The organism is Bradyrhizobium sp. AZCC 2262, from assembly GCF_036924535.1.
GTDB lineage: Bacteria > Pseudomonadota > Alphaproteobacteria > Rhizobiales > Xanthobacteraceae > Bradyrhizobium.
Genome location: NZ_JAZHRT010000001.1, coordinates 6,244,395 through 6,260,289, shown reverse-complemented (window position 1 = coordinate 6,260,289; position 15,895 = coordinate 6,244,395). Strand labels below are relative to the sequence as shown.

Annotated in this window: 11 protein-coding genes and 1 pseudogene; 6 read left to right on the top strand and 6 right to left on the bottom strand. The window is 61.3% G+C overall.

Annotation, left to right across the window (positions count from 1 at the left end; all coding sequences use genetic code 11):
• Nucleotides 1–315: 315 nt before the first annotated feature.
• Together V1283_RS29290 and traA are read right to left on the bottom strand one after the other, a co-directional pair.
• Entirely contained in the window at nt 316–528 is a 213-nt protein-coding gene (locus V1283_RS29290; RefSeq protein ID WP_334390079.1) for a helix-turn-helix transcriptional regulator, read from the bottom strand.
• A gap of 129 nt (nt 529–657) precedes the next feature.
• Entirely contained in the window at nt 658–3,621 is a 2,964-nt protein-coding gene (gene traA, locus V1283_RS29285) for a Ti-type conjugative transfer relaxase TraA (protein ID WP_334390078.1), read from the bottom strand.
• 171 nt (nt 3,622–3,792) lie between these two features.
• Here traA and V1283_RS29280 point away from each other — a divergent pair, with 171 nt between their 5' ends.
• Both V1283_RS29280 and V1283_RS29275 read left to right on the top strand, forming a co-directional pair.
• Nucleotides 3,793–4,119, top strand: a complete 327-nt coding sequence (locus V1283_RS29280) for a conjugal transfer protein TraD (RefSeq protein WP_334393222.1) — start codon at nt 3,793–3,795, stop codon at nt 4,117–4,119.
• A 1-nt stretch (nt 4,120) separates the two neighbouring features.
• Nucleotides 4,121–4,390 carry a conjugal transfer protein TraD gene (locus V1283_RS29275; protein WP_334390077.1) on the top strand — a complete coding sequence of 90 codons (270 nt, stop codon included), beginning with the start codon at nt 4,121–4,123 and terminating at the stop codon, nt 4,388–4,390.
• A 1,195-nt stretch (nt 4,391–5,585) separates the two neighbouring features.
• On the opposite strand, the gene V1283_RS29270 is transcribed toward V1283_RS29275, so the two are convergent.
• Genes V1283_RS29270 through V1283_RS29260 form a run of 3 tightly spaced genes read right to left on the bottom strand, consistent with a single transcriptional unit; the run spans nt 5,586 to nt 9,832 of the window.
• Complete coding sequence (locus V1283_RS29270; protein WP_334390076.1) at nt 5,586–6,602, bottom strand: ADP-ribosylglycohydrolase family protein; 1,017 nt, start codon at nt 6,600–6,602, stop codon at nt 5,586–5,588.
• Between the two features lie 9 nt (nt 6,603–6,611).
• Nucleotides 6,612–8,762 (bottom strand): ADP-ribosylglycohydrolase family protein, encoded by a 2,151-nt coding sequence (locus V1283_RS29265; protein ID WP_334390075.1) that lies wholly within the window; start codon nt 8,760–8,762, stop codon nt 6,612–6,614.
• 23 nt (nt 8,763–8,785) lie between these two features.
• Nucleotides 8,786–9,832: a LacI family DNA-binding transcriptional regulator gene (locus tag V1283_RS29260; RefSeq protein WP_334390074.1), complete on the bottom strand. Its 1,047-nt coding sequence runs from the start codon at nt 9,830–9,832 to the stop codon at nt 8,786–8,788.
• Nucleotides 9,833–9,906: 74 nt separating this feature from the next.
• Here V1283_RS29260 and V1283_RS29255 point away from each other — a divergent pair, with 74 nt between their 5' ends.
• The 4 genes and pseudogenes from V1283_RS29255 to V1283_RS44815 form a co-directional block, all read left to right on the top strand.
• Nucleotides 9,907–11,250: an ABC transporter substrate-binding protein gene (locus V1283_RS29255; RefSeq protein WP_334390073.1), complete on the top strand. Its 1,344-nt coding sequence runs from the start codon at nt 9,907–9,909 to the stop codon at nt 11,248–11,250.
• An 8-nt stretch (nt 11,251–11,258) separates the two neighbouring features.
• On the top strand, nt 11,259–12,107 hold the full coding sequence (locus V1283_RS29250) for a carbohydrate ABC transporter permease (protein ID WP_334390072.1): 849 nt from the start codon (nt 11,259–11,261) through the stop codon (nt 12,105–12,107).
• Nucleotides 12,108–12,136: 29 nt separating this feature from the next.
• The gene (locus V1283_RS29245) at nt 12,137–12,931 is read left to right on the top strand and encodes a carbohydrate ABC transporter permease (RefSeq protein ID WP_334390071.1); all 795 of its coding nucleotides are present in this window, start codon (nt 12,137–12,139) and stop codon (nt 12,929–12,931) included.
• A gap of 1,592 nt (nt 12,932–14,523) precedes the next feature.
• A pseudogene (locus tag V1283_RS44815) lies at nt 14,524–14,715 on the top strand (hypothetical protein); the annotation flags it as partial.
• On the opposite strand, the gene V1283_RS29240 reads toward V1283_RS44815, so the two are convergent.
• A complete protein-coding gene (locus tag V1283_RS29240) occupies nt 14,713–15,648 on the bottom strand; it encodes a glutathione S-transferase family protein (RefSeq protein WP_334390070.1) in 936 nt (311 codons plus the stop codon). The pseudogene V1283_RS44815 and the gene V1283_RS29240 overlap by 3 nt on opposite strands.
• Nucleotides 15,649–15,895: the final 247 nt, after the last annotated feature.

Sequence of the window (15,895 nt, the reverse complement as noted above, 5' to 3'; positions counted from 1 at the left end):
TGCTCGCGCAGCCCGGTCAGCACGCGGCTTTCCAGAGCCTTGCGGTCCACGGTGCGGGCGTTGTCGCAGCCAGTGCCAAGCACATGGTTGGTACAGGTATAGCAGTCCGGATTGGGAGCGCTGTGCGCCCCTAATCCGCCTTTGTCTGCTTGGAGAGCCCAAACCGGGGCGGCATCAGGCCGTCAAGGCCGAAGCCGCGAAGCGGGGGCGCGACAGCGCCAGCCTTTACGGCCTGAGGCCGGTCCGGTTCACTGCTGTCAGCAGCAAAAGGACATGCCGCCGGATGGTCTGGCCGAAGGCAGGCAACCACCGACCTCACAAGATCTCATCGAACTCGCGCGGACGCCATGAGACGGGATCGGCGACCCAGCGGTTGATGTCGGATTCATGCCACCCAGTCCCGTTGGTGCTGATTTTGAGCTGAGCCGGGAACGTGCCCTCGGCGATCTTGCGGTAGATGGTGGACCGGGACAGCCCGGTCCGGGAAAGAACGGTTCTCAAGCGAATGATACGGTCTGGTTCGCGCATAGCCGCGCCGCCTCCTGCTGGCTGTTTCTGACGGCTTCTGAGACCAGACAGGGCAGGCATTCAAGGGCACGCAAGCGGGTTCTACACGTCGCCGTACTTTGGCGAAGAGTCGGCGGTAAATCGGATGGGTCAAATTCCGATGCCCCGGCCTCTGCCAATGTCGATGCCGTGAGTGAAGGCCAATTCCTGGCCGAGTCGGCGGCCTGATTCAAATGCGATGCCAAGTTCCTGCTTGCGGTTGGCGAGGATGGATTCCAGTTGCGGATCGCGTTCGAGGATTTTCGCCATGTTGCCCATCGCCGAGCGCGTCGCCTTGTAGCCGGAGATGTCGCCCGCCTCATACTGGCGCTGACTGGCCTGGTCGAGCTTCTGCCAGCGCTCCACGAAACGGTCGGCGCGGCGGCTTGGATCGGTCCGCAGCTCGGTTTCGAGTTGGAGAGCGCGGATGGCGCGGTTGACCTGGCCGCCAGCCGCCTCGCGGACAAGTTCCGGCTTCTTCTTGTAGGCGGCTTCGGCGTCCTGCGAACCGTAGGGCCGCACCTCCTCGAAGACCTTGCGGGCCTCCTGCAATTCCTTTACCTGCGCCGGGCTGGCCTTGCCGCCCCGCTCCTGCATCTCGAAGATCGCATCCACGGCTCGGGCATGGCGGGTGAGGGCCTTGGTGCGGGCTTTACGCAGCGCCGCTTCCGGGTCCTCCGCCGTCTTCCTTTCCGACGCTTCCCGTTCCGGCCTCCGCGCGCTGTCCGTGCCAGGCACAGCTTCGGCAGACGGGCGCAGGCCATCGAACATGTTGCGCACCCTCTCGGGCACGACCCTGCGCAGGATCTCGGCAACGCGCTCGCCGAAGGTGATCCCGCGCCGCTCGGCATAGACTTGCGCCGGATCGCGCTGCTCGTAGTCGGAGGCCATGTCCTTGGCCCGGTCACGCGACAAGGTTCGGGTGAGGCGGTCCGGATTGGCAAAATCGTCGCGGCCGTAATGCAGCGCCAAGCCATCCCGGTGTCGCGACAGGGCGACATAGCTGCTATGGGCATCCATGCCCGGCGTCGCCAGCACATGGATGCGGTCCACAGTCATGCCCTGCGCCTTGTGAATCGTCGCCGCATAACCGTGGTCGATCCGATTGTAATCCCTGAGGTCGAAGCCAACGGATCGGCCATCGTCGACGCGCACAATCATGGACCGCGCGTTCACCTGTTCGATGGTGCCGAGCGTGCCGTTCTTTACGCCAAGGCCTCGTTCGTTTTGCAGAAACATGACGCGATCCCCGCTGGCGAAGCCGCGCTCGCCGCGCTCGACCGTCACATGCACCTCACTGCCCAGATCACCGGCGACACGCATCCGCATCCGCGCAGCCTCGTTGAGGGCCCGCACCTCGTCATTGGTATGGGTGAGGATGATGCGGCTCCCGTCGGGCGACGTTTGCCGGTCGTGATCCCAGCGGTCGATCAGATCACCGCGCGCCTGCTCGCGTGTTGGGGCCTCATGCACCATGCCGTGGGAGCGGTAGGCTTCCAGCGCGTTGCCGGTTCGGCGATTGGCGAGATCACGCGTGGCGTCCCGCTGCCACTCCTGACGCTGGCGGCGCACCTCGCCGATTTCCGCGCCGCCATGGCGCTCATGGATCGAACGGAACCCCGCGCCCGCCTCTATTGATTGCAATTGCTGCGGATCGCCGACCAGGACAACCTTTGCGCCAGCTTCGGCAGCATGGGACATCACGCGTTCCAACTGCCGTGTGCCGACCATGCCCGCCTCGTCGATCACCAGCACATCGCGGGTCGTGAGCAGGTCGCGGCCCTGTTGCCAACCATACTCCATGCTGGCGATGGTGCATGACGCGATGCCCGATCCGCTTTCGAGGTTTTCGGCGGCGATGCCGGACAGCGCCGTGCCCCGGACCTCGTAGCCCGCCGCTTCCCAGGCCTCCCGCGCCACGCCCAGCATCGCGCTCTTTCCCGTTCCGGCATGGCCGACCACGATGCCGAGATCGCGCCCATCCGTGACATGCGCCAGCGCATCGGCCTGCTCGCCGGAAAGGACAAGGCCGCGCTGTACGGCGCGCGCCACGGCGGCTTCTCTGTCCCTGTCATAGACGTCATGGCGTTGCCGTTCTGCGATGAGTTTGGCGGCGCGGTGCAGGCGCTGTTCCGCCTCGATCATGGCGCGGGTCGTGAAGCGATCTTCGCCGCGAGCGTCCTTGCCGAGTTCGACCAGATCGGGCGCACTGCGCATCGCGCCCATGACCGCGTTGAACTGATCGATCCCATCGCTGTGCCGGTGCACGAAGACAGCCATGTCGCGGCGCGTGAACGTCGATTGCTGATGCGTGATCGCGTCCAGCCCAAGCGATGGATCGGCGATGATCCGTGCGCCGTTGCCGCGTGCGATCTCGCGGTGCATCTCCGCGCGGTTGGCCTCGATCCTCTCGCCCTCGATGCCCCGAACCTCGATACGTTTGGCGGGCGCGCCGATCTGGCTCTGCGGCTCCAGCGCGATACCCTGCGCTTCCAGACTGCGATGGTCGATCCGCGCGTCGATGTCGAGTTCCGCCAGGCGCTCGTTGACAAGCTCGGCCCAGCGTTCGCGCCAGCGCTCGACCATCTCGGTGCGGTTCCAGTCCCGCACCTTCGGACCAAAACCGTTCTCGTCCACCGCGCGCATGGTGAGCATGACGTGGGCGTGGGGTTTGGCCAGGCCGTCTTCGGCGATGTCCCAATGCACGTTGAGATCGGCGACCATGCCCAAACCTACGAACTCCGCCTGCGCGAAGTCGCGGGCGAGTTCAATGCCCTGTGCTTGCGTCATCTCGCGCGGAAGGGCGAACTCGACCTCGCGGGCAAGCTGCGCGTCTTTTCTGACCTCGAACGCCTCGACATCGTTCCAGAGCCGTTCACGGTCGCTCCATGCTTCCGGTGCATTCTCCGGCAGCAGCACCTCGGAATGGATGACACTGCGCTTGGCGGAAAAATCGTGGCTGCGATCAAGCCGCTCGTCGCGCAGCCGCGAGCCCGAGCGGTAGGCAGCTGACGCCACCGCGCTGGAGCCAGACTTGCGGCCAATGACCTTGACGTGAAGATGATAGATCGCCATCGCGATCAGATCAGTGGCACGGTCAAGCGCACGTCGGAACGACGTATAAGCGCGCCCTCCCTCGAAAAATTCTCGGGCGGGACTACCGCATCCCAGGCCGTCCCGGCGACCTTACAGCATTATGCCCAGGGCTCAACTATCATCCCCTCATTAACATTGCTGGAGAACGTGATGCGTAAGCCGCGAGATTTCGACGGGGAACTGAAAGCGCTTCAGGACAAGGCGCGAGACCTCAAGAGCCGCAAGGTGCAGCAGCTCGGCGAACTGGTCATCGCCACCGGGGCAGATAGCCTCAACGTCGATGAACTGGCAGGCGCGCTGATCATGCTGACTGAGACCAAAGATGCTGGAAAGAGGGAGGCGTGGGCCAGGCGAGGAACCGCGTTCTTTCAGAGCCGGGCGCGGCGAACTGCGCCGGCAGCTGAGCGCCACACTGGCGGCGCTCGGGCGCAACCGGGCGGCACGCAGCCGTCAACAGGCAGCAAGGGCGCGGCATGATATGCGCGCCTGGCAAGTCGAGCGCCGCAAGCGCACGCGGCACCTGATCGAACTGGGCGGCCTCGTCGTCAAGGCTCGTGTGGTGGACCTGACTGGCGATGATCGCGCCATCATCCTCGGCGCGCTGCTCTGGATGGCAGACAAGCTCAAAAGCAATCAAGGCGAACAGGCGCGAGCGCTCTGGGCCGCAAAGGGAAAGGAGGCATTCGCTTTGGAACGGGCGACAGATGTGCCCACCATCTCGCAGGAAACGCCGCAGGATTGGGCATGACCGATGGCGCGCGGCGCGGAGACTCGAAATATCGCAGCGCTGCCCGCCATCGCGCGGCTTGGCACCTGTGAATCGGCGCGGGGTCCCGACGCCGATGGGCACGTTAAGCTATTGATCCAATTTGCGGTGGAGGGGGCACTCTCGGGCGCTTATTCACAATAGCCCTGATCAGTGCCATCGGCTCGTTCGGTGGTGCCGCGTGCCCGGCATTTGTTGGCTGGCTGACCGTCAAAACCGGAAGCCTTTATGGCGCGATCGCCGCCGTTGGGGTGCTGCACGCCGTCGGAATGATCGTGCTTCTGATCTGGGCGCCGCTGGGCATCCGAGGTGGGGAAGCGAGTAGCACCACATGCTGCGAGGGGCCTGCAAAGAGCGCACGATGACGCTAGCCTCGACTTCGTGTTTGGCGGCATGCTGGACTTCTGCCAGCGTCTGACTTCTCGTAGCGAGAATCTGCGACGGACGGTGAGGATCCCCTTTTGCGCTTACAGTCCACAACGACCCCTTCTGGCCGCAAAGCGGTCGTTGGCCTAAATTGCCATGTGCGCTAGGCAGCCCTGCGACGACTCCTTGGTCAAGCCTCAATGAAAAACCGGACCTTTATGCAGCAGCCATCTGCATAAAGGTCCGGTCAGACTGTTCGTTGCGCGGATATTCTGCGACGAAGGCTGCCGCCGATCCGTGCGGCGAAGAATGGACCTCAGACGCAATCTGATTGCAATGAGGTTTCGTCGAACGATTACTTCTTTTTCGACTTGGCCGTCTTCTTGGCTGTCTTCTTTGCCTTCTTCGCTTTCTTGGCCATGTTACCCTCCATCATCCCAAAAGTTGTCTCAATGCAGGTCGACCATCGACATGCATGCATTCAGAGTACACCATAATATTAGAATTGATACCGCGCGCTTCGAAGAGGGTAAACGATGGTCGCGCCGTCTTCCGACCGGATGAAGCCCTCGCGTGATGTGTCCACACGCCTTGCTTTGCCGGATGAGTGGATGACCCGGTATTTTCGAACTCGACGAATGCACCAGAGAGACCGCGGATACCTGTTCAGAAAGTCGTGTTTTATGGCTGTCCACATCATTTCCGGCTTGAAGTCCCTCAGATCGCTGCCTGCAGCATTACGTTCGCGCGAGCCTGGTTGTGTGCTGCTCAAGGACCTTCACCTTTGTCTGAGATATGAGGTACGGTGCGGTCACCGCGCGCCGATCGGACAGCGCGCTATTGCTTTCAACTCGCTCTCCATTTTGCTGCGCGTCACGGCCGTCAGTCGCGAGGCCAGATCCGCCTGGGCACGCTGCGCTTCGATCGGCAAGCGCATGACCAGCTCCGTATTCTCGGCCGAAATGCCACTCAGCGCGCCGCAGATGCCAGCCGCGATGCACGCGATGGTATCGGCGTCACGCCCGAAATTAGCGCCGAGACAGGCGGCAAGCCTCGGATCGCCCCGCGCGAGGCGGACAATCGCGAGCGATGCCGGCACCGTTTCGCGGCTGTCGCAGGCAATCCGTTGCCGGAATTTGAGGTGATAGCGATCGCGGAACGCCTTGTAGTCGCCGGCTTCATCGGCAAGTTCCAGCGCCGCCGTGATCAGAGACCGCATCTCCCCGCCACTCCACGGCTTTAAATGCGCTATCGAAACCTTCAGCACCGAATCAACAGTGGCTTCCGGTATCAGCGCTTCCGCGACGGCGGCAGCAACCGCCGCCGCGCCATCCTGACAGAATGCGACATCCGTCACATGGATCAGGCTTGCGATTTCCATTGCCTGCGCAGCCGCGGCCCTCGGGTTGCCGGCATTAACGATGCCGACGGGGGCGATCGCCATGGCCGAGCTCGAACTCGGCATCGTGCCCGCCGCAATGGTGCGCGGCGCGTAGCCGTGGCGCAGCTTGGCGGCCGCGTGCAGAACGGACGGAAAAAAGCGCCCGACCTTGCCGCCGAAGATCGCATCGTGCCTATCGCGCCATTCCTCGGCCCAATGGTCCGCGTCGGCATAGCCACCGGTGCGGATCAGCGCGGAGGCGACCAGGTCCCGCATGATCGTGTCATCGGTTCCGTCACCCTCGAACCAATCCACCCAGCCGAAGCGCTGTTCGATCTCGGCAGGCTCGAGATTCTCGGTTGGCGTTCCCGTTGCGTCGCCGATCACGCCAAACACCAGGCACGCCAGAACGTGGGCTTCAAACCGGCTGGCCGTGGCGGTCAACATTGCAATCCCTCATATTGGAGAAACGTGAACCGCCTGGGTGGCGATCGATCCCGTATCGACGACGAGTCCGATCGCTCCGCCACGCAGCGGCTGTCCGTCTTCATCGCGCACCAGGAACATCTCCTTGCCGTCGATGAGGGCCTGGATCTCCGTGCCGCGCAGTCGCAATTCCACGGCGTAGGGCCGGTCCAACTCCCATCCGAAGCGATCCGTGGCCAAGATGGTCTCGTCGTGATCGCGCTTGACGAGCTTGACCCGACCGCCATCGACCGCCTCGAACATCAGCGCATAGTAGCGTTCGCGTCCCTGCACCCGGGCAGCAAGGCCCCACGATCTGGCGAGCAGCGGCGTGATCTCTGACCTGACGCGGTAGTCGCGCCAGTCCCGTGTGCCCTGCGAAATGAAACCGATGCCTTCGCCGTTGGCGACGCGCAGTCCCTCCCAACGGGTCTCAAACTGGCTGACATTATTCACCCAGGCATGCTTCCACATCGTGCTCTGATTGTTGTCCGGCCGACGAAGCTCGACCTCGGGCGCGCCCGCCCAAGTCAGATAATCGAGGTAGGCCTTGCCATCGATTCCGAACGAGTCCTGTGTTTCAAGTTCGAGGCCGATTTCAAAAATCGGATAGCCGCCGCTATCCGGAACGCGCCAGGCCAGGATGGTTTCGCCACCTGGCGCCAACGGCTGGCGCTCGCCATGGATATAGCCAAGCTCGTCACGCTCGTTGTACACGCTCGCAAAAAGACGCACCGAAACGTCCTTTGCGCCCGGTTCGGCCTCAACCCTGCATTCGACGTGCTGCCCCGAGTACAGGGTCGGACACGCCAGAAGCTGATAGATCGGCATCGTGAAGACGTCCTTGTCGAAAAACGTCGGCGTGGCAACGCGCGCGACCCGGCCCTGCGACAGACACCGAAAGCCGATCGCAAGGCTGCGACGGCCGTCCCGGCTGTGACCTTCCACGTTGCCGATCTCAACGTCGTGAAGAAAAGCCGGTCCGCTGGACGTTACGGAAAATCCCTGCAAACTGCCGGGAAATTCGAAATTGAACCGCGCTCCATTCTTGACCGGAGCGGGCGCTTTCGATCCCGCGAGAATATGACCGGCTTGAATCAATGCATTTGCCTCGATGACGGCATCGGTGATCGACGCGCCGCCATCGGCCGTCGAAATATACATCCGGTCCGCGATCGGCTTGCGAAAATCGGGGCCTGCATCGATGCCGGCAAGCCCTCTCCTGATGCCGAACAGGCATCCGACGTTGCCGGCATTGCAATCGGTATCCCAGCCTGCCGTGTTGGCGATGCGCATGGCGCTCTGGAAATTGTCGGCGCCATAGAGCGTCGCCAGGATGATCAGGGCGTGGTTGGGAATGACGTGGCAGTTGCCCTTGAACTTGTCGTAGCCATAGCGCTCTGCGATCAGCGCCCGAGTCCTCTCCCAATCATTCCTGTTGTCGCCCGCATGCCATTCGCGAACATCCTCGACCACGCGGCGGACAAGGCAGTCCTCGGGAACAAATCCAAGACCGACATCCAGCAGTTTCTGGATGTCCACTTCGACAAAGGCCTGCGCCTCAATCGCTGCAAGCAATTTGGCCGCATGGACGGATTCGCCATCGTGACTGACACGGCCTGCCTGCTCCGCGAGGTAGGCGGCCTGTTCGGGGTTGCCGGGGCTCGCCATCGCCCAGCCATCAATGAAGATTTGAGCCCCGATCTGCTCGGCCACGGTCTTGCCGTTGAGTTCGATCGAGCCGCTCTGCGGCGCCGGGATGCCGGACTTGAGCCGCAGATAGGCGGTGTGTTCGGTCGAATTGCCCAGGCCGCCCCACCACAGGACCGAGCGATCCTCGACGATATAGTTCAGCCAGCCGTTTCCGATTTGCTCTGAGCTGATGCGTGCGGGAAAGCCGCAATCGGCGAGCGCGCGTGGGAACGCGAAGGTGCCGGAAATATCGTCGTCGGTCACGACGAGATGGTGTGAGCGCAGCGCGACGTCGCGCCGCTCGTTCACGTAGAAGTTGATCGGACCGAGCTCCTGCATGATACGTTCATAGGTCCAGCCCTCGAACGGACGCCCCAGATAGACGCCAATCAGCTTCCCGAGTACGCCCGCATAGACGCGCTCGGCATAGTCGCTTGGTATGGCTGGCACGCCTGGCTCCCTTGTCCGCCCGTTCAAGCCGACGAACGCTTCATGATTTCGAATTTCAGTTCGAGGCTTTGGCCGTGCAGCTTCAACCCGCCGGGCTGAAGCCGTTCGACCAGTGTGCGCGCGGCGAGCGCGCCCAGATCGAACTCCGGCTGGCGGACGGTGGTCAGGCCAAGCAGCTTCGCCGCGGGGATGTCGTCGAATCCGGCGATCGCGATGTCGCCGGGAACCGACAGGCCTGCGCTACGCGCGAAAACCATCGCACCGACCGCGAGCATGTCGTTGGCGCCAAATATCGCTGTGGGTCGCTCTTGCCCTCTTGCGAGGATCTCGCTCATGGCACGCGCGCCCGATTCTTCCGAATACCGGCTGTCCGTCACTACGTCGGGACGGAGTCCGGCAGCCCGCATGACCGAGGCGTAACCCAGCGCTCGCTGCCGGCTCGGCCCGACTTCGGCGAGGATCATGGCGATGCGACGGTGTCCGCGCTCTATCAGGTATCGCGTCATGGCTGCCGATGCTTCGGCGTTATCGATATAGACGCTGTCGATCGGCAAATCGCCGCCTGCCTTGTGCTGGCTCTCCAGACGCACGATCGGAACGCCTTGTCCGGCGAGGGCCGCCAGCTTCGGAACGGGGAGATGAAAGAAAGTGCCTACCACGCCATCCGCGCGTCCCTGCAGCAGCCAGTTGACGGCGCGGACCTCGCCATCTTCGCGGCCGTCAGTATTGAACATCAGCACATCGTAGCCGGTCGGGGCCGCAATTGATTGCACGCCCCGGACGAGGCCCGGATAGAATGGGTTGGTGATGTCGGGCACCACGCAGGCGAGCGCCATGGTCCGGGCACGGCGCAACATGCGCGCGGGATGGTTTGGCTGGTAGCCCATTGCGCGGGCGACTTTGAGGATGCGCGCCCGAGTCGTGTCGGGAACGGACGGCGTTTCGGCCTTGTTGAGCACGAGCGACACGGCCGCCTGCGACACGCCGGCGGCGAGCGCAATGTCCTTTTGTGTCGGGCGCAGTCCTGCGCGCGCGCTGCGTCCGCCCAGTGTTCGTGTTGACGCTCTCATGGAAACTAGTTATACGTATTACCAAAGTAATATCAACAGTCATGTTCAGCTGTCCGCAGGGAAGGGGAAGCGCCATGCCAGTCACCCGACGCCAAATCGTTGCTGCCATACCAGCCGCGGCCGTTGTGGCGAGCCTGCCGCGCGCACGTGCCGTGGCGCAGGACGGACGCAAGGTCGTGACCTTCTGGTTTGCGCAGGCCAATTCCGACGGCCAGGCGGCGCTGCACAGCAACCTCGTCGACGCCTTTAACGCCTCGCAGGACAAATATCTGCTTCAGCTCGAGGTAAAGGGCGCGGCGGTCAACAATCTCCTCAAGGTCGCGCTGCTTGCCGGCAACGGGCCCGACATCGTTCAAACATCGGGCCCGTCCTACCTCACAGGCATCGCCAATGCGGGCCACCTGCTGCCGCTCGACGATTTTGCGGCGAGGTACAAATGGAAGGAGCGTTTCCTGCCCACGTTGCTCAACACCGGCGTCTATAGCGACAAGCTCTATGCGCTGCCGCGCGACTACGAATCGATGCACCTGTTTTACAACAAACAGTTGTTCAGCCAGAACGGGTGGAAGGTTCCGACCAACCGTGCGGAGTTCGAGCAGGTCGCAGATGCCGCTCTTGCCAAGGGCATCACTCCGTTCAGCAACGGCAATGCCGACTGGAAGGGTGTCAATGAATGGCTGATGACGGTTTTCTTCAACAACGTCGCGGGACCCGACAACGTGCGCAAGGCGCTCGGCGGTGAACTGCCCTGGACCGCGCCGCCTTTTGTCGAGGCTGTCGATCTCTCCAAGGCCTGGTACAACAAGGGTTACTTCGGAAAGAACTACTTCTCGCTCACCAATGAACAGAGTTTTCTGCAAGTGGTGAACGGCAAAGCGGCCATGGCGTGGAACGGCACATGGTCGTTTGGCACCAAGTCCTACGGCATGTCCAAACCGGATACCGTGATGGACGTGGTTCCGATCCCCGGTCTGAGCGACAGGGTGACCGAGCCGTTGTTGCATCTGGCATGCGGCGCCACCCTTTCGATCGCAAAGACCTCACCGAATGCGGAAGGTGCGGCGGCGGTGTTCGAGTTCATGCTGTCGCGGAAGTTCTACCAGGACATGAATCGCGACTGGCCCGGCAAATGGGCATTGCCGATCAAGGACCTGCCGCCCGATCTGTTGCAAGGCATCGGCTATCCCCTGTTCGAAAAGACCATCGTCAGCCTGCAAGAGGCGTTCAGCAAGGGGCGGTATGGCTTCACGACCTGGACGTTCTGGCCGAATGCCGCCAACGTCTATGTCATGGAAGGGATCGAGCAGGTTTGGCTCAACCGGATCACTACCGAAGCTTTCCTCAACCGCCTGCAGACGGTGTTCGCCCAGGAATTGAAGGAAGGCAAGGTGCCGCCGCTTCCTCCCCGTTCGGCGTGAGCGGCGCGATGTGGCTGTTTGCGCTGCCGGCGTTGCTCATCAACGTCTGCATTATCCTGATTCCGGCGCTCCTGACGCTCGCAGGAGCGTTCTTCCTTTGGGACGGCATCGGCACGCCGGTATGGGCGGGACTGGCGAATTTCCGGGCCCTGTTCGATGATCCCGTGTTCTGGTCGGCGCTGACCAACAATTTCATCTGGACCGCGATCTTTCTGATCGTACCGATGTGCATGGCGCTGATCATGGCAGCCGCGCTGATGATGGTTCCACATTCCCGCATCGTGGTGCAATCGATCATTTTTCTGCCGCGGATTCTCGCTGCCGCCATCACCGGCCGCATCTTCCAGGGCATGATCTTCAGCCCGGCGACCGGACTGGTGGGTTGGCTGAACGGGTTAGGCCTGTCCATCTCGGATCCGCTCGCCAACCCCGATCGATCACTCTATGCCGTTGCCGCGGTCGACATCTGGCATTGGTGGGGATTTCTCGCGGTAGTGTACTTCGCCGCCATGCGGCAGATCAGCATCGATCAGATTGAGGCCGCGCGCCTCGACGGAGCCGGCTTTTTTGCACTCTTGCGTTACGTCCTGTTACCGGGGATACGACCTACGCTGGTGCTGATGATGATCCTAACGGTGATCTGGTCTTTCCAGGTCTTCGAGTTCATCTACATCGTGACCCAGGGCGGCCCTGCCTACGGCAGCGAAGTACTGGCGACGCTCGCTTACCGTCAAGCGTTCTTCGCAAACGACATCGGCAAGGCGACTGCCGCAGCTTGCGTGATGAGTTTGTTCGGTCTGGGCGCGACATCGCTGTATCTTTGGCTGCAAATTCGCGAGGGCGCGCGCGCCGCATGATGGACAGCCGCCTGAACCGGACGCTTTGCTTGACGTTGATCGGCGTCGCGTTGTTCGTCTCGCTGCTGCCGATCGTGCTCGCGGTGATGAATGCGCTGAAGACGACGGTCGAGATCAGCACCAATCCACTCGCGCTGCCCAGTCAGTTCCAATGGCAGAATTTCGTCAATGCGTGGAAGAACGCCTCGCTCGGCCCGAGCCTGCTGCACAGCGCCCAGGTGGCCGGCCTCACCATTGTCCTGGTGTGCCTCACGGCCGCGCCTTGCGCTTACGTGCTGGCGCGCCAGCGGGGACAAGGATTCCGCTTCCTCACCTTTTACTTCATGGCTTCGATCACTGTTCCGGTGCAGCTATATCTCTATCCGCTGTATTTCATTTTTGCGAAGCTCGGTCTGGTCAATTCGATCCCGGCCGTAGCCGTGGTCTACACGGCGATGTTCTCGCCCTTTTCGATCTTCCTGCTGCGCACCTACGTTCTCTCGATTCCCGAGGCGCTGGAGGAGGCCGCCGAAGTGGACGGCGCGACGGCCTGGCAGAAATTCTTCTATGTCATTCTGCCGATGATGCGGCCGGGTCTGCTGACCGTTGCTATCATCGTCGGCCTCAACGCCTGGAATGAATTTGTCATCGCCGTAACGTTCCTGCAGAACGACGCCAATGTCACGGCCATCGTGAAATTCTACAATTTAACCGGGCAATATTCGACCGATTGGGGCGAGATGCTTGCTGCAGCGGTGATCATCGTGCTGCCGGTCGTATTGGTCTTCGTGCTGCTGCAACGTCGCTTTATCGACGGCATGACGGCTGGCGCAGTGAAGTCGTAAATTCCGCGATCAGCCCTCTTTGATTCGGACGGGGGACATGATCGGAGGAATGGTCGCGTTGCGTCCGAATTCACCAAAATAATTTGGCCTTTCCATGTCGCTTCTGAAGTTGCCTCGAAGGGTGGTGTCCATGGTGCGGTTTCTGTGCCCTGGGCGCGCCATCAGGTCGCTGCCTTCTGCTGAGATCCAATTCACGAGATAGCAATTGTGGAATGACTTCTTCTGGCGCAAAGCGGCCGTTTCCTTAGTATTCCGCTGTCACTATGGGCTAATTCGGAAGAACAAAAAGAAAGAGCAGCGCCCTTCCTCGCAGGCATCCTTGAGCTTGCGGACCTGTGGCCGACCGCGAGAATAGCCTTTCGATACACCCGCCCCCAGTTTCTTCGAAGCCCCAAGAAGTCGTTGGCCACGATCAGCCCCTTCGCCGTCTTGCGAGCGTCGCCGCCGCAGGCGGAAATGGCCCGCTCGGTGGCTGCGTCCAGCTCGACGCAGATGACGCAAAGGGTTGGGGCGCAGCGGACGCTTGGGATGGGCCAATGGCTGGTAGCCAGGACCGTAGGTTCCCACGTGCCGAAATGAAAAATAGCTTTTGCATCAATGGGGATTGACTGACACTCTCTCTGCCATATCCTATTGAAATATAAGGAAAATCCGTGTTTTCGATAGTTGACCGCCGGATTACTTCTAGGCGGGGCAAGGGTTTGGAAAGCTAGTGCGATCCGTTCTGAAATTCGGTCGAGAGCCGAGCTTGACTGCGCTTTGCCTTTGTTTCTGCACCCTTCACACCAACGAGATACCGCGCACAGACCTATTGGTACAGGTCGACTACGCGCTCGTCGTAGATTTGGATATTGGCGCGAGCAAATCGGACATCTGCGCGATCAGAGTGGTCACCATTTCGGAGCGCGCCGGCAGAACTCGAGCCCGCAACCGCGGGTTGGTGTAGAAACAGCTATCGAAAACGTTGAGTCTACGGTCGTCCGGCGATTGATCGCTAAAGAGGCGGGGGTTCGAGCCTTCCGCCCCGGCCAGGCATTCATGCGTTCGGCCAAGTTTCCCAAGAAACGCGAGAATGGCCGGGAAAATCCGGCATTTTGCACATTCGATTTCGTCTCCGGACTGCTGGTTCGCCGATCCTGTGCAATTTGCTGAAAGTCTCCGGCCTTGATGGCGAATATTCCCGTTTTGCGGAGACTATCGCCGGAGACCAGTTTGATCACCCGCACGTGGCTTTGTACTCGCTATTCTGAGCCACGCCACGGTGATGATTAAGGACTAGACTTTCATTGGTTTTGGCGGGCGACCGGGCTGGCCCGGTTTAAAGGTAGAGCAACCACTTTGAGGATCTACATTCGCGAGCGCTGGTTAACCTGGACCAAGAAGCACCGCGATCAATAGCCGTCGTCGCTTGCCCGACGCCAATCGATGTCGGAGACTCAAGTTTCTGCCGCCGACTCGAATCCCCGACGGGTCGAAATAGAGCCGCGTGTGCTTGTCTTCCGACGAGGCACCGAGATATCCGGTCAGCATCAATGTGGCGGGTGAATTCACGATTGCGCATAGCGAACTTCCGCTCGACCGGCCACCCTTCGCGCCGGCTGGATGATCCCGAACTCGCGCCGGCGCGCGTTTCGCAAGCCGAGGGAATTTCGGAACGATATCTGCAGAAACTGTTCGAGGGCGCCGGCGACAATTTTACCCACTACATTCCCGAGCGAAGATTGCAACGAGCCTGGGCCGATCTCGAATCCGCACCTGTTCAATCTCGCGACGCTTCGCGCTTAGGCGGCTTGCCTTTCCGCAAGAGTCGCATCAAAGCCGACTCGCGGGAAGCGCAGGTTCACTTTGCCAACCGAAGGGTCTTCATGCCGGATGACAATCTCATCGGGCGCCCAAGCAAGAATGCTTCCGCACACGGGATTGCCATAGTCGTCGGGAGTTACGCTGACCCAGTCACCACGCCGGAGGCCGACATTCTGCGCCTCTGACGACCATTCGTCGGGCTCACTCGGTTCATTCGCCTTGGCAACTTCGATCGCTTGGTCGGGTGTCATTTCGGAGAATTTGCCGTGCCCAATGGCCGCAACTCTCGCGTACCACGGGTCGATCACGGTTGCGAAAGAGATCAGCTCATTTACCTCGCTGCCACCATTCTGCCGTGCAAACCAAATCGGGTGGTAAACTGATAAGTCGGCCGCGGAAGGATCTGTCCCGAATACGAACTTGCGACCATCGGCCAGGACTTCAGCGAGCCATGCAATGTGTGCGTTGACCCTCTGCAAGTACAGCGCTCGCTTGGGACGTAATGCCTCCGGGTCCAGATTGACCCGGAAGAGCGGACGTCGTTCCTCGACAAGTTCTTGAGGCAGCCCTGCCATGTTGCCGATCGTGAGACAGACCGCATTCATGAAGGAGCCTTTCTCGATCCACCAGCCAAGAGCCTTTGCGAGCCCTTCCTGACCTTTCGGATAAAGCGATCCCGAAGAGCCCAATTCTTCAATGGCTCGGAGAATGTGCAGCGTATCGCAGTGGAACTCCGCCCCGACTTGAAGGATCGGAGTTCGCCGGTAGCCTCCCGTCATCGGCGTCAGTTTGGGGCGCGGCGTCCATACCGGAATATCGACTGAGTTCCAGCTTACGCCCTTGAGACCCAGGGCAAGGCGTATCTTTTCCGAGTAAGGCGAAAGTGGGTAGTGATGCAGGATGACCTGTGACATCTGTTTCCCTCCCTGGGTTGTCTGCCGGACATTCCGTTCCGGCTAATTGTTGAAGTCCGCCCCCCTTTGTTCGGGAGCGCTCGTTCGCCGGCATTTCGCGAGAGTGGGGCCCGGGCGAGCCCGGGCCCTTGAGCGGCATCCCGGCCGCCGCACTTGAGGGACGGCGATGAGGAAACGCTTTGCACGGTGGAAGCTGCCAACTACCTACTTTCGCAATACCGGCATATCGAAACCGAAGAATTCAAAC

What these genes read in the sequence shown, in the direction of transcription:
- V1283_RS29290 (WP_334390079.1), bottom strand. Translation starts at nt 528, where the DNA reads ATGCGCGAACCAGACCGTATCATTCGCTTGAGAACCGTTCTTTCCCGG.
- traA (WP_334390078.1), bottom strand. Translation starts at nt 3,621, where the DNA reads ATGGCGATCTATCATCTTCACGTCAAGGTCATTGGCCGCAAGTCTGGC.
- V1283_RS29280 (WP_334393222.1), top strand. Translation starts at nt 3,793, where the DNA reads ATGCGTAAGCCGCGAGATTTCGACGGGGAACTGAAAGCGCTTCAGGAC.
- V1283_RS29275 (WP_334390077.1), top strand. Translation starts at nt 4,121, where the DNA reads ATGCGCGCCTGGCAAGTCGAGCGCCGCAAGCGCACGCGGCACCTGATC.
- V1283_RS29270 (WP_334390076.1), bottom strand. Translation starts at nt 6,602, where the DNA reads ATGTTGACCGCCACGGCCAGCCGGTTTGAAGCCCACGTTCTGGCGTGC.
- V1283_RS29260 (WP_334390074.1), bottom strand. Translation starts at nt 9,832, where the DNA reads ATGAGAGCGTCAACACGAACACTGGGCGGACGCAGCGCGCGCGCAGGA.
- V1283_RS29255 (WP_334390073.1), top strand. Translation starts at nt 9,907, where the DNA reads ATGCCAGTCACCCGACGCCAAATCGTTGCTGCCATACCAGCCGCGGCC.
- V1283_RS29250 (WP_334390072.1), top strand. Translation starts at nt 11,259, where the DNA reads ATGTGGCTGTTTGCGCTGCCGGCGTTGCTCATCAACGTCTGCATTATC.
- V1283_RS29240 (WP_334390070.1), bottom strand. Translation starts at nt 15,648, where the DNA reads ATGTCACAGGTCATCCTGCATCACTACCCACTTTCGCCTTACTCGGAA.